The organism is Aneurinibacillus terranovensis DSM 18919 (assembly GCF_000430625.1).
Taxonomy (GTDB): domain Bacteria; phylum Bacillota; class Bacilli; order Aneurinibacillales; family Aneurinibacillaceae; genus Aneurinibacillus_B; species Aneurinibacillus_B terranovensis.
Genome location: NZ_AUMJ01000009.1, coordinates 24,082 through 43,478 on the forward strand (window position 1 = coordinate 24,082; position 19,397 = coordinate 43,478).

Annotated in this window: 9 protein-coding genes; 2 read left to right on the forward strand and 7 right to left on the reverse strand. The window is 51.8% G+C overall.

All coding sequences use genetic code 11. From position 1 onward, the window contains the following. Positions 1 to 73 precede the first annotated feature (73 nt). Positions 74 to 715 (forward strand): PIG-L deacetylase family protein, encoded by a 642-nt coding sequence (locus tag H525_RS0101305; protein ID WP_211236952.1) that lies wholly within the window; start codon positions 74 to 76, stop codon positions 713 to 715. Positions 716 to 879: 164 nt separating this feature from the next. On the opposite strand, the gene H525_RS0101310 is transcribed toward H525_RS0101305, so the two are convergent. The 6 genes from H525_RS0101310 to H525_RS0101335 all read right to left on the reverse strand — a co-directional run bounded on the left by H525_RS0101310 (position 880) and on the right by H525_RS0101335 (position 16,046). Next, complete coding sequence (locus H525_RS0101310; protein ID WP_027414693.1) at positions 880 to 4,377, reverse strand: AAA family ATPase; 3,498 nt, start codon at positions 4,375 to 4,377, stop codon at positions 880 to 882. Positions 4,378 to 4,461: 84 nt separating this feature from the next. After that, a complete protein-coding gene (locus H525_RS0101315) occupies positions 4,462 to 5,634 on the reverse strand; it encodes an exonuclease SbcCD subunit D (protein ID WP_027414694.1) in 1,173 nt (390 codons plus the stop codon). A gap of 34 nt (positions 5,635 to 5,668) precedes the next feature. Next, positions 5,669 to 9,517, reverse strand: a complete 3,849-nt coding sequence (gene addA, locus H525_RS22420; protein WP_051330718.1) for a helicase-exonuclease AddAB subunit AddA — start codon at positions 9,515 to 9,517, stop codon at positions 5,669 to 5,671. Next, a complete protein-coding gene (gene addB, locus H525_RS0101325) occupies positions 9,498 to 13,067 on the reverse strand; it encodes a helicase-exonuclease AddAB subunit AddB (RefSeq protein ID WP_027414695.1) in 3,570 nt (1,189 codons plus the stop codon). Before addB ends, addA begins: the two co-directional genes overlap by 20 nt. 38 nt (positions 13,068 to 13,105) lie before the next feature. Continuing rightward, on the reverse strand, positions 13,106 to 15,241 hold the full coding sequence (locus tag H525_RS0101330) for a DNA topoisomerase III (RefSeq protein WP_027414696.1): 2,136 nt from the start codon (positions 15,239 to 15,241) through the stop codon (positions 13,106 to 13,108). Between the two features lie 7 nt (positions 15,242 to 15,248). After that, entirely contained in the window at positions 15,249 to 16,046 is a 798-nt protein-coding gene (locus H525_RS0101335; protein WP_035099594.1) for a helical backbone metal receptor, read from the reverse strand. 178 nt (positions 16,047 to 16,224) lie between these two features. On the opposite strand from H525_RS0101335, the gene H525_RS0101340 reads away from it, so the two are divergent. Next, entirely contained in the window at positions 16,225 to 17,016 is a 792-nt protein-coding gene (locus H525_RS0101340; protein ID WP_027414698.1) for a Cof-type HAD-IIB family hydrolase, read from the forward strand. A 104-nt stretch (positions 17,017 to 17,120) separates the two neighbouring features. On the opposite strand, the gene H525_RS0101345 is transcribed toward H525_RS0101340, so the two are convergent. After that, entirely contained in the window at positions 17,121 to 19,160 is a 2,040-nt protein-coding gene (locus H525_RS0101345; RefSeq protein WP_027414699.1) for a molybdopterin-containing oxidoreductase family protein, read from the reverse strand. Positions 19,161 to 19,397: the final 237 nt, after the last annotated feature.

Below are 19,397 nucleotides of genomic sequence, written 5' to 3' on the forward strand. Positions count from 1 at the left end.
CATTCCGAATCAAGAGAAGTGATTATAATAGTAATAAATTTTAGAGTTTTTGCTTGAAAAGGGTTGAAAGAGGGTGATTGCTATTCATTCATTTACTAGAATCCTTATTGTTGCACCCCACACTGACGATGGTGAACTTGCATGCGGTGCGTCCATCAATAAATGGGTAAATGAGGGGAAAACAATTTATTATGTGGCTTTTTCCGCAGCTGAGGACTCTGTGCCGGAAGGATTCCCAAGAGATGCATTACGAAAAGAAGTGCTACTGGCTACGTGTACTTTGGGTATTTCTCCACAAAACGTACGTATTTTAAAATATCCGGTACGAAGATTCCCGGAATACCGGCAGGATATTCTGGAAGATCTCGTTACAATCAAAAAAGAGCTGCAGCCGAATCTTGTACTGCTCCCCTCCCAAAATGATATCCATCAAGACCACCAGGTGGTCACTTTGGAAGGAATCAGGGCTTTTAAAACACACTCCGTTTTAGGATACGAACTTCCCTGGAACCAATTAAAAACTTCTAATACATGTTTTTCAGTGATCACGCGGGAAAACCTGATTAAAAAATATGAAGCGCTGAAATGTTACCAAACGCAGCAGCATAGACCGTATCTAAAAGATGATTTTATCCATGGTTGGGCAAGAATGAGAGGAACCCAGGTAGGGCTGGAATATGCGGAATGTTTTGAGATTATCCGATGGTTTTTGTAAACTTGGCTAACGCCAAGCCAAAGGCGCAGACGATAGACTTAGCTGCACTTATGCGTGTAGGAAAGTTATACTTTACTATACGCTAAAAAAAGAAGCCCTCGGAGACGCGCGTACGCGTTTGGCTAAGGGCTTTCCTTTATGGTGAAACAACTGTTTACCGGTGATTATAATAGTTCATGCTTAACCAGACTGCCTCGTCCGGAGGGCTCGGCCGGTTCAACGATAAGGCGGCGCGAGAGGCGGGCCCTCAGTTCCGGAACGTGGCTGATAATCCCGACAGACAGGCGATCAGTGTGCAGCTTTTCCAGAGCGGTTACGACCGTATCTAGCAGTTCCTGGTCGAGCGTCCCGAATCCCTCATCCAGGAAGAAAAATTGGAGCGGATATTGACCGCGCAGTTGAATCTGGCTTGAAAGGGCCAGCGCAAGAGACAGGGATGTCAGGAATGTTTCACCGCCGGAAAGTGTAGTAACAGGCCTCCTCACTCCGCCGTTCGCATCATCACGGATCACAAAACCACCGCTTGAATCCACTTCGATCGCGTACCGCTGCCGGGTTAGGCGGGCAAGGCGCATGGACGCTTCATAGCTTACCTGCATCAACTGTTCCTCCGCAATGTACTCGATGAATGTATTTCCACGAAACGCATATTGCAGTTTCTCCAGCCGGTTAAGCGTATCCTGCAGCTCCTTCCGTTCGTCCTCCAACTCTTTCCAGCGGGCATGCCGCTGTTCGATATCTTCCAGGTCGCGTTCGGCCCGTATTTTTTCCCGGCCGCTCCGTTCACTCTCTTCCATTATGCTGTCGCGTTTGGCTTTCGTCCGTTCCCATTCATCCTCGGCAAGCGTTTGTCCGTTAAGCGCCTTTTCAATGCGGAACCGTTCATGCTCCAGCTTCTTTTCTGTATCCCGGTAGAATGTAATACGCTCCTGCCACTCTAGCTGGAGGCTGGCATCCGTAAATGCCCGCTCTGCTTCTTCCCGGGAGGTAAAGGCGGTCTGCGCCAAAACACCGTGCCATGCGGTTTCTGCTTCCGCTTTACGCTGTTGGGCCAGCGTAAATGACTGGCGGGCAGCGCTCATTTGATTTTCCAGCGCCTGATGGGTGCTTCGCATCGCGTCTTCTCTCCCCGCTTTGTTTGTCACATCTTCGCGAAGAAGCGCAAGCCGCTGCTCTGTCTCCCTTATGAGCTGACGCACGTCTTCTTCCCCGACCATAAGCTTTAACCGGCCCGCTTTTTCCTCTAGCGCCTGATCTTTTCCGCTCAGCTCGGTTTCCAGCCGAATGCGTTCTCGTTCCTGCCGCTCGATTTCGTCACGCAGCTGGCTAATTTCCTTTTCTTTTTCTTCGATAAAAGGTATGCTTCGTTCCAACCGGCTTGCCAGGTCGGCCGCCTCCCGGTCCATCGTTTGAATGCGGGCAGCTTCCTGCTCAACGAGTTCAAGGGTAAGTGGAGAGAAGGCTGCATGCCATTCCTTTGTCTGGGTTGAAATTTTAACGTCAATCTCCCCTATTTTTCGCTGCTGGCTGTCGAGCGAGCGCTCCTCACTTTCATGACGGGCATCCGCTGCGATCTTTTGTTGCTGGAGCTGTAAATACCGCTGCGATAACCGGCGGCTTTCCTGCTCGACTTCACCAATCCGCCTACGGTACATCGAAATTGACTTCTTCAGTTCCTGCCATTCTTCCCTCCACTTTTCGGAAAGGGAACTTCCTGCAAGGCGGGTATCTGCAGTGAGAGAGTCACCTGCGGCGGACAAGTTAGGGATTTTATCCGGTTGGCCTGCGTTAGCCAGCGGTTCCTGCGCCGCAGATGTCTCACGAAAGTTAGCAAATCCGTCAGAGTCCGCGGAAGTAAAACATCCATACAATAACTGGAAGAGCTGATCTAAGCGATAGAGAAAACCGTTCACTTCATGCTCGGCTTCTTTTGCTTCCCGGCCGGCTTCAGTAAGCAGATGAATCATTTCTTGGGATTCTTGTATACGGCTGTCAGATTCTGTCCTCCCCTGCGCCGGTGCCGGATGATTCGTTGAACCACATACCGGGCACGCGTGACCGTCTGTTAGATGCTGTACAAGCTGTACCGCCAGCTGCTGCTGTGCCACTTCTTCCAGCCGCTGCTTATGTTCCGCGGATAGTTCAGCGGTAAGCGCGTATATATGACGGAGTCTGCAGCCTTCTTCAGACAATTGATCGTAAAGGGATTCGATTTCGCGAATCGCACCTTCTACCTGTTTATCTAATTCTCTGCATGCATCACCGCTAAGTTCCTTATCCCGTTTGGCAGCGAACAAGCGGAGTTCAATCGCTTTCCGGTCATTTTCGAATTCCTCCCGCTGCGTACAGTGCATGACCAGCGTTTGTTTATCCTGCATAGCCCGGTGTAAGCGGTGGCGCTCCTCCGGGTTCACGCTTTTGTCCTGCAGCTCCTTTTTCAACTCGGCCTGTTTGGCGACCGCTTTATCTTTTGTAACCTTAGCCTTATCATATGTATCGTTTGCCTGCTGCAGGGCAGATAAACAATGCCGCACCCTTTCTCTTTGGCGGGCGATCTCCTCCCGCAACGTGAAGATGTCGGCCTCAAGCTCTTGTGCCTGCTTCAGTTGTTCTAGGCGTGCGGTCATTACAGGTTCGTCCCGCGCGAGGCGCTCACGAGCTTCTTCGAGTTCGCGGGCTGCCTGTGCATAGTCCTCGCGGGCAAGAGCCAGCTTCTCCGCAAGAACCTGCGTGTTTTGTTCCCAATGCATCGCTTCTTTTTCCGCCCGGCTGAGTTCTTCCACGTACGGGCGAAGCTTTTCTGCCTGCTGCGCCTGGAAAAGGCGGGCTTCAAGCTCAAGAATCTCATCCTGGTTTTGCTTATGCAAACGCAGCTGTTCTTCCACAGCGAGCTTTTCCGATTGCCATTCCCAAATCTTTTTTCGAGCTTCAAACAGTTGCTCAACCTCGGCCGCTTTGGTCTGCATAAGCTCGAAGGCAGCGGTCGCCTGCTCCAGGCGCTCTTTTGCCATGGTGAGCTTTTCTGCGGAAGCATCGCCTAACCCCTGCTGTTCGGCGGCAAGTTCGTTTACCTTGGCGCGCGTCTTTTCCACCCGCCTGCGGATTTTCATCGTTAATAGGTCCCCGTACTTTTCCAGGTGAAAAAGCCGCTGCAGCATTTGCCGCCGTTCGCTTCCTTTCAGCGAGAGGAATTCGGCGAATTTGCCCTGGGGCAGGACAACCGCACGCGTAAAATCATCGACGGTTAATCCGAGAATATCCTGCACCTGCTGTGTGACGTCCCTGTCTTTGTCGGCAAGCACCTTCTCTTCTTCTCCGATTTCGATAAACCGGCAGGTGGCGATTTTCAATTTAATCTCGTCGGTCCGCTTGTACCTTCGTTCCACGCGGTATCGTTTCGTTCCAGCGGCATTGCCCAGCTCAAAGGTAAATGACACAGCCAACTGATCTTCCGCGTGGTTCATGATGCCCTGGGTGTTGTTGTTGGCGCGTTCGACTTTTCCGTACAAGGCAAGCGTCATGGCGTCCAGCAGTGACGACTTTCCGCTTCCGGTCGGCCCGAAGATACCGAAAACTCCCCCGCCGCACAGGTGCTGAAAATCCACTTCCTGCTCTTCACGAAAGCTGTGCAGACCTTTTACTTTTAAAAAGATCGGGCGCATCTTTCCGCTCCTTTCCTCTTTTTGCTTCTTTTTACATTCCGCTTCTGCTTTTGTTCTTCGTCAACCATTATTCTTTATCTGCCATTATTCTTCGCCTTCCTCTTCCTCACCGATCAATTCGAGAAAGAGTTTACGCGTTTGTTCATCCGGCGTACCGCCCCCTGTTTGCCGCTCATAAAAGCGGGCAAACAGCTCGTCAATCGGCAGACCCGAACGGGCAACCCGGATTTCTTCTCCTGTTACAGCGGGATAAACCGGCTGAATAGTAATAAGGCCTGAATGGCTTTTGCGCAATTGATGGATTTCTTCAATCGGAATCGCATCGCTTACGTGAATTTTCAGGTCGATCCAAGCATTGGCATCCTGCCCCTCGTCGATCCAGGCGTACACCTGCTGTAGTCCTTCCTTCGCTTCCCATTTGACAAGCGGTCGGCCGCTTGTCAGGAATATTTCTTCCATCTGCGCACTTTCACCGGGTGCAGCGTCAACAACCGTAACCGACTTGGCCTGCCCGGCTTCCGAGAAGCTGTAGGCAAGCGGAGACCCTGAATACCTCGCAAGTGTTGGGGCCTTCGCCACGTTCTGCGGTTTATGCAGGTGTCCAAGCGCTACATACTGCGCGGCGGCGGGCAGCGTTGTGGCGGAGACTGTGTACGCTCCGCCTACCTGAATCGGGCGCTCCGAATCCGACTCGGAGCTACCCAGCACATAGAGATGGCTCATCGCCAAATTCACGGTCGATGGCGTAAACTCCCGGCTCTGCAGCGCAAATAAGTAGGCGAGCCGCTCATCGTACGCCTTTCGCAGAATGTATTCCTCGCTGCTGCTGACAAGCAGTTCCTGCAGTCGCGATTCCGACGGATACGGCAGCGCAAAAATGCGCGCCTGTTCCTGCGTAGAGGTCACATTCAGTGTATAGACGGTTGGAACCGGCATACCCTGCAGGATAATCCCCTGCTTATCTGCCAGCGGGCGGGAAGCGGCCAGCCGTTCCGGGTTATCGTGGTTGCCCGCGATAATCACAACATGACGCCGCCCTCCGTCTGAGAGGCGAGCCATGCTCTCGTAAAAAAGCTGCTCGGCCACTGCCGGCGGGTTGACGGTATCATAAACGTCTCCTGCGAGCAGGATCACATCAATTTTTTCCCGCTCAACAATATCGCACAATTCATCGACAAACGCTTCCTGCTCTGGCAGCCGGCTCCGCCCTTCAAGTGTGCGCCCAAAATGCCAGTCGGCCGTATGCAGAATTCGCATTCCTATTCCTCCTTCCCCCGACAATCATCAGCGCCTACGTCTTGGCACTAGCCACGTTTTCTTTTAAGTTTTCGTTATCGATATAGATCGTTCGGGATCCATCGAAAAAATACAGGACTTTTTCCCGAACGGGTTTGTTGGCAATGCGTTCGACCGCTTTTGCATACCAATCCAGCTGGATTCGGTACCTCTCCGCCAGCACGCTATCGCTTATGCCTGCGGTATCGTCCGTTTTATAATCCAGCAATAGATAGGAATCTCCCATGTCAATGAGACAATCGATCACACCCTGCAAAAGGATCGTTTCCCGTTCCTCTTCTGACCCTGCTGTCCAATCCGGGTAGGCTTCGTCAGCAGGCAACGCCAGAGTAAAGGGAATTTCCCGTTCTACATTGGATGCCGCTAGCAGCTTCCCGCCAATCGACGTCCGATAAAACTCTTCTATCTGTGTACGGTCGATCGCTTCGGCCTCCGCCTCGGATAACAGTTCATCACTGACCATCGCGCGAATAGACTGTTCAAGTTCATCTCCCGTTACCGCCCGGTTTTGCGGAAGGTGCTGCATTACCGTATGCATCGCGGTTCCGCGTTCGGCTGCATTGATTTTCTTCTCGCTTAAAAACTGGGGACGTTCGGCAGACTCGCGGCGAAAAATGCCTGTCCGGCTCACCGGGATTGCTTCATCAATCATGAGCGCCTGCATCCGGCGTTTTAGTTCGGAAACGGACTGCTTCGCCAGGTGCGCCTGTGCCTTGGAATATCCATACTGCCAGGCAAGTCGGCTTTCCACATCTTCACGATGCGGACCGGTATAGGGAACGGGCAAACCGTTGGCAAGCGCGTGTTCAATCTCGGTCTTTGCTTCTTTTTCATCGTCCAATGATTGGACAAGCTCCTCCGCCCGATACAGGGAACAGGTAAAAACTGACGCATCCAAACGCAGGAAATCGTCCGCGCGTCCGGCTTCACCGGTGCAGGCAAGCCAATCGTCAGCCTCCCTGTGCCGCATAAGCGCCGGGCCAATCCAATCAAGGTAGCACCGTCCCCTGACAAGTTCATAATCGGGGAGGGTCCAGTGCGGCCAGGAAACCGTCCCCGACCATTTTCGCACCATTTTATCAAATTTTTTAACGGTTCCAACAAGGTAAAGCTTTTCGCGTGCCCGCGTTAAGGCCACATACAAAATACGCATCTCCTCGGCCAACTGTTCGATGCGCATCCGGCGCTTCATGGCAGCAAACGGCAGGCTTGGATAGCTGATCCGGAGGTTGGTGTCCACATATTTCGGTCCAAGTCCAAGCTCTTTATGGAGCAGAAACGACCCGTTTACATCCATAAAATTAAACGACTTGGCCAACCCGGCAACAAATACAACCGGAAATTCAAGGCCCTTACTTTTGTGAATCGTCATAATGCGAACGACGTCTTCCTGCTCGCTCAGCGCACGGGCGGTACCGAGGTCGCTCCCCTGATCCCGCATCCGTTCAATAAACCGGAGGAAGCGGAACAGGCCGCGAAACGAAGTCGATTCATATTGGAGCGCCCGGTCATACAAAGCCCGAAGGTTCGCCTGCCGCTGTCTTCCACCCGGAAGCCCTCCGGCAAAATCGTAATAACCGGTTTCGCCGTAGATTTGCCAGATCAATGAAGAGAGCGCGCCCTGTCTCGCTTCTGTACGCCAGCGGTTGAGCTGCTCAATAAACTGCTCCAGCTTCTCCTGCAGGTGGTTTTCTTCGGCATCGTGTGTCTCCCGCACATACGCCAGCACCGCTTCATAGAAGCTTCCATTGTTTGAAGCAAGGCGAATTTGAGCTAAATCCTCTGCCGTTAACTGGACAATCGGGGACCGGAGAACACCCGCAAGCGGGATATCCTGGAACGGGTTGTCGATGACACGAAGCAGAGATGTCATCACTTCAACTTCCGTCGCAGAAAAATACCCTGTAGATATCTCCGCATAAGCAGGTATCCCCTCCAGCCTGAACTCTTCCGCCATCGTCGGGGCCCATTCACTGCTTGCCCGCAGTAGTATCACAATATCACGGTACATGACGGGCCGCATCGATTTTGTTTGTTTATCATACACAAGGTGTTTCTTGCCGTTTGCCCCGCCAATTATCTCCTTAATTTTCCGGGCAATCAGCCGCGCCTCTAATTGCGCTATCTCCCATTCGGACGGGTCGGGCGATGTTTCCGTTCCTTCACCGGCAGCCGCGGTTTCATCGGCCTCCGCATCCGCTCCGGACTCAGAATGGGTTTCATCGTCCTTTTCAACGTTCCGATCAATGAGCAGCAATTCGACAGCATGATCGACTTCCGCCGTTTCCGGGTAGTCCGCTGCCCCAAGCACGAGTTCGGCTGCTTCATCATAAGCAATCTCACTTACAGTTTCGTTCATGATTTGACGGAAAATAAAATTCGTGCCGTCCACTACTTCCCTGCGGCTGCGAAAATTTTTCGCCAGGTCAATCCGCTTACCCGGACCGCTTCCATCTCTCATAAAAGTCTTGTATTTCGCGAGGAACAGGCCGGGCTCAGCTAACCGGAAGCGATAGATACTCTGCTTTACATCGCCCACCATGAATAAATTTCCTCCCGACTCATCATCCCGGCTGACAAGGCGTACAATGGCTTCCTGCACCAGGTTCGTGTCCTGATATTCGTCGACCAGGATTTCAGAGAACTGCACCCGGTAGTCAAGTGCAGCGACGGAAGGTTCAAGTTTTTCCGGCGTGGAAGACGGGTGCCGCAGGATTTGCAAACAGAAGTGTTCCAGGTCCGCAAAATCGACAAGGCCTTTTTCCCGCTTGGCCATCCGGTAACGCTCTTCAAACGATTTGACAAGTTCCACAAGCTTTCTGACGAGCGGCGCATTTTGCCTGACGTTTTCCAAATACTCCTCGGGTGATATCCGGAAAAGTTCGGCCTGTAAGGACTGAACGCGCTTCTTTACCTGCTCGCGAATGTCTTTTACCTTGTCCTGCAAACTCTTGTCGTAGCCGTCCCCACGGCACGGTTTTAGCTTGTCAAAATGGATGCCGGAAAAGGCATCAAATAACGCTTGCCATGAATGGTCCGCAGCGAGGCACAGCTTATGGAGCATCATTTGGTCTTTCCGGATCGTCTCAACGTACGGCAGAGGCCCCCCTTCCGATTCGCTGATGTCCGCCGCCAGCTGCAAAAGCGCGGCTGAACCGCGCAGTTCCATAAGAACGTCGGCATGAAGCGCATGAAACCACGGCCGTTGGAAAAATGTTGGAAGATCCGAAACGGTAAACATATCCGCCATGTCATCCAACCACGCATCCGGCCACGGGTGACTGCGCGAGAAATCATACAACTTCTGGACGAGCCGCTGCAGCGCAGCATCGTTCCGGTCGCCGGCATAGGCATCCACAAGTTGAAAAAAAACCGGATCCGCGTTTCCATATTCCTCTTCAAACAACTGTTCCAATGTGTCCTGGCGCATCAAAAACGCTTCCGTATCATCCGCAATCCGAAAGCCGGGATCAAGGTCAAGGAAATAATAGTATTTCTTCAAAACCTCCATGCAGAATGAATGGAGGGTCATAATCGAAGAACGGTTTAACAGCGTTAACTGGCGGCGCAAATGCAGGGAGGCGGGATTGGCGGCAAGTGCTTTATCAAGTGCCGCGCCGATGCGTTGCCGCATTTCCGAAGCAGCCGCTTTCGTAAACGTAACGACAAGCAGGCGGTCCACATCAACCGGACGTTCTTCTTCCAAGATGCGCCTAATGATTCGTTCGACTAACACCGCTGTTTTACCAGATCCGGCCGCGGCGGCCACCAGTGTGTTTGTATCCCGGGAAGCAATCGCCTCCCACTGTTCGTCCGTCCATGTGCTATTTTCCGGCTTGATCATCGGATCTCTCCTTTCCTGCCACCTCACTGAATTGCAGCCAGAGCTTGTTTGCTTGTTCGGCCCGCAATACGTTAAACCCGTTGTCCGTAAACTGCTGGTCAAACTGGCAAACAGGCTTATATGCACAAAACGTGCATGCGGTTTGTTTTTTCTTGCGATATGGGTGGATCGCAACGACACCGTCCATGATCTCCGATCCGATTGTTTGAATCATCTGCCGTGTATAACGGCGCAATAAATCAAACTGTTCAAGTGTGGCGACGGATGAACTGCTGTAAAATCCGCCGTCCTTCTTGAGGGCAACCGGCAAAATATCCGAGTATCCGCCCTCAAGCGTCGTATCCATAAGTTGTACGACTTCCGTATCCGCTAGCAGCAGCCCCTTCATCTTGAACCGTCTGGCCACTTCGCGCCTAACGTCTTCCGGTGAAAGCGGGTGCAGCGTTTGCAGAAGAGGATTGTGAACATGGAAATACAGCACGCCTGCCGGCAGCGCCTTTTGTCCGAACAGGATTTCCGCATGGGTTATCAATACATCCAGGTACGTGAGAACTTGCAGCGACAATCCGAAATAAACATCTGGCAGGTGGAGGGCCGTTTGGCTCGATTTGTAATCAATAATGCGCAGCAGGAGGCCGTTTGACCCTACAGCACCGTCCACCCGGTCAATGCGGCCGACAATCTCCATTTTTAGTCCGTTCGGAAGGGGGATCTCAAGCGGCGGAACCGTTCCATCCATGCCAAAAGCAAGTTCCAACGCGAGCGGCTCAAACTTGCTGCGCCGCGCGTGTTCACCAAGTACGCCTGCCGCGCGCCCGACAACGTTTTTCAGCTTGTGGGCTAAATAAAGATTTCGGTTTGAACTTAACAAAACTTCACGCTGCAGTAGCGGGGTTAGCTCATCCACTTTTTCACCGGATAATTTTTCGATTTCATCCGGCGTAAGTTCGCCCCAGCTTACATTTTCGGAGCGGAGCTGCTCCCCGATCATCCGCAGTGCAGCATGGAAAAGCTGCCCGATATCCGGCGCTTCCAGCCGGTACAATTCCCTGTCCTTCAGCCGGAGGCCGTGTGAGACAAACTGCGAGAACGGACACGCTTTAAATGCTTCCATGCGTGAAACGCTGGCTCGTAATTTTTCTCCATATAACTTGCGGCTCGTAGGTACTTGTAAATTTTTCTCCTGGTTGTGGTAAAACAGACTTTCAAGTACGCGGCGTGTTTGATGATGCGCACGGCCGATTAACCAGTTATACACATCCCACCAGTGAGCGTCTAACGGATAGCCTCGGCTCCACTGCTGGAGCTGGACTGTCAAATAAGAGAGCGTGCGCGCCGGATTTGACACAAAACGCAGCGGTTCCCCGTCTGCCGATTCTCCCGGTTCCATCGCGATAAATGATTCTTGCAGATGGGGAAACATTCCTTTTATCTGCTTGACAAGGCTGGCCGGTTGGAGCGCTTTTCCCTCTTCGTCCGCAAGAGGATAGCTCACCCACAGCTGCCGGGACGGCGCGGTAACCGCCCTGTAGATCATAAATTCTTCTTCAAGGAGCCGATGTCGACTGCCCGGCGCTAATTTCATCCCGCTGTCGATGAGAAAACTCCGCTCGCTTTCCGCCAGAACTCCGTCTTCTTTTGGGCGTGCGGGCATTACCCCGTCGTTCGCACCAAGGATAAAAATACAGGGCATGTTGCCTGCGCGCGTCCGGTCAAAGCTTCCTGCCAGCACCTGGTCAAGTGAAGGCGGCACCAGGCTAAACCGCAGGCTTTCCATCCCCGTCTCGATCATGCGGGCAAAATCGTCGAGCGCTACTTTTTCATCACCCATCATTTCTACCAACTGATCAAGCATCCCGATGATTTCCCGCCAGACCTGCCCGTGCTCACGCGCCCGCTCCAGCTTCTCGCCGGATAAAGCCTCTTCACTCCACGCTTCAAGCTGCCGTGGAACATCCAGAGTGATCAAAAATCGGTATATTGCCTCACACATCTTACGGCAGGATTTTGCTTTTTGCAGCTGCTCCTGCAGGCTGCGCAATGGTGCCACAATGCGATCACGCAGTCCGTTCATTTTCGCTTCCATCTTTATTTCATGCTCGGTTGGCGGGCGGAGCGCGCTTTGCGCCTCCTCGTCCAACCCGCGGTATGTTTTATAGCGCCACGGTTGTTTGTCCGTCCAGCGAAAGCCTTCTATGCCATAAGCCAGAACGTAATTTTCCAATTGATCCGCGTCTTCCCGCAGCTGTTGAATCGACTCCCCTGAATGTGGTGAAAGCAGCAGGTCGGTTTTGATACAGCGGAACACCGCATCATAGCGCCAGCCAAACCGGATAACCTCCAGAGCAGAACGAATCAGTTCGGTTAGCGGGTGATGGAGCATCGAACGCTTGTAATCGAGAAAGAGCGGAATTTGATAATCCGCAAAAACCGTTTCCAGTATGTCTGCATAATCCTCTATACTGCGCGTCAATACCGTAATATCGCGAAACCGCATCCCCCGGTCACGTACGAGGCCAAGTATTTGCTGGGCAGCTCCTTCCACCTCGGCACGTCGGTTAGCGGCAGAACTTACTTGTAATCCGTCGGGCTTTCCCGGGTAAGGAACTGCAGGACGAACCGAATAATTGGCTTCAAGGTATTCAAGTGCCGGATTATCCGCAAAGCGGAGGGGCGGATACTCGCGTGAATGCAGCGGTGATGCCGGCAGACAAACCGGCTCCTCCACGACAATCCCATGCTTGCGCGCCATTTCGCTCAGCCGTTGATATGTTACAGCGGTGGAATAAAATAAATCGAGCGCGTCAGGGCGTGCTTCTTCATACGGTTTATCAAGGGTAAGTGTTATCGTCACCCTGTTGGAATGATTTAGCATTGCCAGAACGACGGCGGATTCCTGCGGGGTGAACCCATCAAACCCATCGATCCATACCGTTGCGTTGCGCACATAATCCGATTGAGAGATTCGCTCTGCCAGCAGGGGCAGGTAGTGTTCGGCATCCAGGTAGCGGTTGGCAAGGTAATTTTCCAGTTCTTCATAGACAAGGTGCATATCATACAGCTTATCCGCGAGAAAACCCGCGCCGTTTCCATTGCCGGCTTGCTTTACCAACCGCTCGTGTTCTTCCAGCAAATCTTCCGGGCTTATACAATATCGCTTGAATTCACCGTACATGTCCTCCAGTTGGTCGATAAACCCTGCCTGCGTGGCGGCGCGGCCAAACACGAGGAAATCGTTTTTTCGTTTTTCAATGATTTTGCGCAGCACCATTTTAATGCCGGTACTATCGATATGTATGCGCGATAAACCGCCGACTTCCTGGAGCACCTTCCAGGCCAGGCGGCGAAAACTAAGAACCTGCGCACGCATCATGCCATGCAGCCCCGGGGTCATCGCCAGTTCGCTTTCCGCTTGAAAGCTCATTTGCTGCGGGACTAAGTAAATCAACGGTTTTCCTATTGGTTCGTCCCGTAGCATCCCACGTATTTCATCCAAACAGAACCGGCTCTTGCCTGCACCTGCACGGCCTATTACAAAACGCAATGTCATGGTTTTTGTTTCTCCCCCTTTTCTCCACCCCTTTAGTTTTACTGCTCTTCCTTTTGTTTTTCCAAAGCGGCTTTCAGCATGTCTCCCAAGTTAGACGTCAGGCTATCCTCACTGCTGTATTTTTGGACAAGCATACGCTCCTGCCGTTTGTTCATTTTCTTACCGCCGCCTTTATCCTCAAGCATTTCAATCACATTGCACGCTTTACACTGAAAATACTTGCCCGCTTTTCCTGTGCGGATTTCCATTTTCTTTTTACACTGCGGACATCGCTTGTTTGACAGTTGATTCTCAGCGTTCCTCCGGTATCCGCAGGATCGATCCTGGCAAACCAGTATCTTGCCTCTCTTCCCCTTAATCTCCTGAAGATATTGTCCGCATTCCGGGCAGCGTGAGCCGGTGAGATTGTGCGGTTTGTAGGCGGAAGCGCTCGCCTTGATATCTTTGATCATCTCTTTCGTTTGGTGGCGGATGCCTGCCAGGAACTGCTTACTGTTCCCATTCCCGCGGGCGATTGCCTCAAGTTCTTTTTCCCAGCGTGCCGTCAGCTCGGGCGAACGCAGTTCTCCCGCGACGAGGTCCATTAATTGAAGCCCTTTTTTCGTCGGAAATAGGCGGTTTCCCTGCCGTTCAATCGTATCCGTCTGCAAAAGCTTTTCAATAATATCGGCGCGCGTAGCCGGCGTGCCTAGGTTATTTTTTTCCATTAGCGTCAACAGGCTCGCTTCCGTATGGCGGAGCGGAGGTTTTGTTAGCAGGCCGTTCAACTGGCAGCGTTTGACCGTAACCGTATCGCCGGCCTTTACGGCAGGGAGTTCCTGCTCGGCTTCCCCGTCATTCTCTTCCTCGTTATGCGCGACCGTTTCCTTCCCGTATACGGCCTTCCATCCGTTATCTTTTATTACTTTGCCTGCCGCATGGAACGTCTCCCCCGCCGCTTCAGCCGTGACTGTCAGGCTGTCATACCGGTAAGCCGGATAAAACAGAGAAATAAACCTGCGGGCAATCAGGTCATACAGTTTCTTCTCGTCATTAGACAGCGTGCCAAGGGCAAGCCTTTCTTCCGTCGGAATAATGGCGTGATGGTCGGTAACTTTGCTGTCATTGACAATGCGGCCGGACACGGGGAGCGTGTTTTTAAGCAGCGGACGGATCAGGGGAGCGTAGGGACCTACAGCCATGTTTTCCAGGCGGTTTTTCAACGTAGGAACCATGTCCGTCGTTAAATAGCGTGAATCTGTTCGCGGATACGTGACCAGCTTATGCTGTTCATACAGGCGCTGGAGGACATTCAACGTCTGCTTGGCGGAAAATCCGTACCGCTGGTTCGCATCGCGCTGCAATTCGGTCAAATCATACGCGAGCGGGTGGGATTCGCTTTTTTCTTTCGTTTTCACCCCAGCAATCCGCCCTGCTGCCGCCTGCAGTTTTTTATGCAGGATTTTTGCCTTTTCTTCTTCAAACAAACGGCTATCCTGTTTTTTTGCATCCCGCCATACTCCTGTAAAAGAACCGAAGTCGGCTTGAATCGTCCAGTATGGCACCGGATTGAAACTTTTTATTTCATTTTCACGCTGAATAATCATGGCTAGCGTCGGTGTTTGGACGCGCCCGGCAGCCAGTTGAGCATTGTATTTGCTTGTGAGGGCCCGTGTCACATTCAGGCCGATCAGCCAGTCCGCTTCCGCCCGGCATACCGCTGAGTCATACAAAGGATCATAATTTTTTCCGGGTTTGAGGCTGGCAAACCCGTCTTTAATCGCTTTATCCGTCTGCGAGGAAATCCATAGCCGCTTAAACGGCTTTTTCCAATTCACCATTTCCATAATCCAGCGGGCGACAAGTTCGCCTTCCCGCCCTGCATCGGTGGCGATAATCCATTCACCCAGGTCAGGCCGTTTGACCAACTGGGAGATGGCGCGAAACTGGTGGTTCGTTTCTTTCATTACTTTGAGTTTCATATGTTCCGGAAGAATCGGCAGATCCTCCAGATTCCACGTTTTATATTTCGGGTCATAATCCTCAGGTTCTGCCAGGGTAACAAGGTGCCCCAGCGCCCAGGTCACCACGTATTTCGGTCCTTCTATATACGTTTTATGCTTTTGATTACAGCCGAGTACGCGCGCGATTTCACGCGCGACACTAGGCTTTTCTGCCAGTACGAGCGATTTCATAGGCTGTTTACAATCTCCTTATCTGATCTAGTAGCTGATTTATATAGTCTGTCGCCTGAACCATGTGTGACCCGTACCAGGTAAACATTTCTCCATCCACGAGAAGGATGCGGCTTGACGGCAGGAACTCCGCGAATTCCTGCCTGTGCTTTTCCGCAAACGGAAACGGTTCAGACGATAGAAAAACAACGTCCGGGGCTGCTTTCACAAAATCATCTTCAGCCACAGCCGGATAGCGGTCCGGACAGTCGGAAAAGACATTGATGAAACCGCAGCGTTCGAGGATAGAGCTGATAAATGTGCTGTTTCCCGCCGCCATATACGGTTTGCGCCAGATCACGTAGGCGGCTCTCGTACCCGACAGACTTTTTACTCCCTGGAAACGACGCTCAATTTCTTGTACGAGCGCATGCGCGACTTCGCTTCGGTTCGTGATCCGGCCCACGTCTTCTATCATGCGCAGCGCGTCCGCGTAGCTTTCTACGTCCGTAACGTATACGGGAAAGCGTTCAGCCAGCCGCTCTACCATTTCTTTCGGATTCTCTTCTTTTTCGACAATAATAAGATCGGGATCGAGGCGGGCGATCACTTCTTCATCCACCTGCTTGGTTCCGCCTACAACGTCCGCGCCGGAGACTTCTTCGGCCGGATGAATACAATAACGGGTCCGTCCGGCTATTTCATCCGCCAGATTCAGCGCATATAACGTTTCTGTTATGGACGGGCATAAGGATATGATGCGCTTCGGAGGAAAGTCTACCCTCACTGTCCGCCGCACATGATCCATAAATGTTTTAACGGCCATTCTTTGTCACCGCCTTTGGTTAATGATGAACGCTCCTGTCGCTTCGGACCAGCGCCTCAAGATGGAAAGTGATGGGGCAAGCCCTGACAGCATAGAACCTGTCTGGAAAAGAAATGTGTTATCATAAAAGTATAATGGTAAAAGAACACAGGTTAGTACATAGAAAAGGAGCTTATCCATGTATAAAATGATTGCAATTGACCTCGATGATACGTTATTGACCGATGATTTAACGGTTACGCCGGGCACTGTAGAAGCGATTCGTAAAGCGGTCACACAGGGTGTGGTCGTCACGATCGCAACCGGCCGCATGTTTCCGGCAGCTAAACCGCTTGCCGAGCAGCTCGGCCTAAACGTCCCGCTTATTACCTATCAGGGTGCGCTCATTAAAGATATCGCGGAAAAAGAGGTGATCTACGAGCGACTTGTTCCGCCGGATATTGCACACCGTTTAGTCGAAATCGCGCAGGAAAAAAATCTGCACCTGCAGGTATACCAGAATGATATTTTATACACGGCATCCGATAACGATCGAATCCGTGAGTATGTAAACATTAGCAAAGTCCCCTATACGGTAAAACCTGACCTCGCTGAGTTAGCGGATAACGGGTTTACCAAAGCGTTATTCTTTGATGACCCGGAATATCTGGACGATCTGCAAGAGGAACTGAAACCGGCGTTCGGCCAACGGGCACATGTGACAAAGTCTAAAAATTATTTTCTTGAAATTCTGCACCCGGAAGCGACGAAAGGCGCTGCCCTCCTGTATCTGGCAAACCGGCTAGGCATTGACCGCTCCGAAATTATCGGAATCGGTGACAGCTATAATGATCTTGAACTGGTTACTTCAGCGGGTTTTGGTGTCGCCATGGGCAATGCTGTCGATGAGCTAAAGGAAATAGCGGCTTATGTCTCGTTATCAAACAATGAAGAAGGCGTCCGGCATGTGATTGAGAAGTTCATTCTGTGAAGATTTAAACATTGCTTGGACAGCGCCAAGCAGTAACGCGGGGAGCGCGATGAAAAAGTTTGCATATGATGCATCTGCGAGCTTTTTCCCGCCTCCCTTTTTTATCATTTTCCCGCCACGTTTACCCGGCCTGAAAAGAAGGTAGCCCCTCCGCCCATGTCAGCCAAACGACTGGGTGTAAGAGAATTTACGAGCTGCTTCGTTCCGGGCATATCCGCCCATAATCCCTGGCTTACCACCACTCCCGGCAGCACCTGCTCCCCTACAGATGCGGTAAGCTCACATTCTCCCCTGCTGTTCCAGATTCGCACGGTGTCCCCGTCCTTAATTCCACGCGCTTCCGCATCAGTGGTATGGATATACAGGCGGGGCACCTTTTCCAGGTGAACATGCCTGTTATTGTTCGAAAATGTGGAGTTTAAGAAGTTATGGTTTGGCCCGCAAACAAACTGAAGCGGGTAATCTCCGTCTTCCTGCAACGGCGTGTATGTTGGCAGTGGCGGGAACCCTTTTCGTTCCATTGATTTTGAATAAAGCTCGATTTTTCCGCTTGGGGTAGACAAACGTCCCGGGAAAAGCGGTTTGACTTTCGCTTTTACATATTGCTGCTCAATGAGTGCTTCATACGTGATCCCCTCAAGGTAAGGATTGCGCGGGTTATCGAGCGCCTGGCGAATCATTTCTTCTTCCGTATCCCGAAACGCCTGCTCCTCAAAACCCATTGCGTCTGCCAGCAGACGAAAGACATCGACATTGGATTTACTTTCTTCATACGGTTCAATTACCGGCCGCTGAATCTGTATATAGTGATGCCAGTACGACGTATAAAAGTCCGTGTTTTCAAACGAAGACGTTGCCGGCAGAATAAGATCCGCATACCTCGCCGTTTCGGTGATAAACAGATCGTGGACAACCGTAAATAAATCTTCACGTTGGAGGCCTTGCCTTACCCGGTTGCCGTCCGGTGCCACAACGGCGGGGTTGCTGTTGTAGACATACAGGGAGTAAACCGGGGATTCAAGGCCGAGCAGTGCATCGCCCAGCTGGTTCATATTAATCAGGCGTGTTTTCTTATTTTCAAGCAGATCAGGCCGTTGCAGTGCGGTTGCGTTATAAGCCAGATATCCGCTATTTCCCTTAATCGCACCGCCACCTTTGACAAGCCACTGGCCGGTAAGCGCCGGCAAACAGGCCAGGGTACGGATACACATTCCTCCGTTATCATGGTGCTGCAGTCCGTTGCCAATCCGGATGAGCGATGGTGATATCGTGCCATACAGCCTGGCCAGTTTATAAATATCCCCCACCGGCACACCCGTAATCGAAGATACGGTTACCGGGTCATATTGAATGACATGCTGGCGCAGTTCCTCATGTCCGATCGTATAGTTTTGCAAAAAATTCTCATCCACGAGATTTTCCGCAAAGAGAATGTGCATGAGTCCAAGCGCAAGAGCCGCATCAGTTCCGGGAAAAACCGGAATAAACCAGTCCGCCCATCGCCCCGTCTGATTTTTGTGCACATCGATAACGACCACCTGAGCCCCGTTTTTACGGGCTTTCTCAGCGATGGCTACCTGATGCATGTTTGTGCTTACCGTATTGCAACCCCATATAATAAACAGCTTGGTATGAATCGTATCCTCAGGGTCTGTGCCAAAACTGCCCCCCATCGTGTACGCATATCCTTCCGTTCCGGCAGACTGGCAAATCGTCCGGTCAAGCCGGCTGGCACCGAGGCGGTTGAAAAAACGGCGATCCATCCCTTCCGTCCCAACATTGCCCATGTTTCCATAGAAACTGTAGGGAAGAATGCTTTCCGGCCCATGCGTACGAATCATTTCTTTCCAGCGATCCGTAATCGTGTGGATGGCCTCCTCCCAGCTAATTCGCGCAAACGTTCCTTCACCTTTGGGCCCCACCCGCTTCATCGGGTACTTGAGCCGCTTCGTATCATAAATCCGTGCTGTCATGTTGCGCACTTTATTGCAGATCGCCCCCTGTGTAACCGGATGGTGCGGGTCGCCTTCAATCTTTACGATTTTTCCGTTTTCTTTATGGACAAGCAGGCCGCACTGATCCGGGCAGTCGAGCGGACAAACGGAAGGAAAAACACCGTCAGGATGCTGCGTATAAGATGGCATAGTAATTCCCTCTCCTATCTCTAAGCTGTAGCCGTACATTTTGATTTGGCATGCAGCACACGTTTTTCTTTATCCTATCATAACTTTCAAAGAATCGTAATGCCGGATGCGGCATGAACCTACAGGGTACACGCATATTCCTTAGCAGGCGGCATAAAGATTGACACAATAAAAACCCAACGGTTTGCCCTCACTTGTGGCAAATTGTTGGGTTTTACACTCGGTGCAGAAAAAACG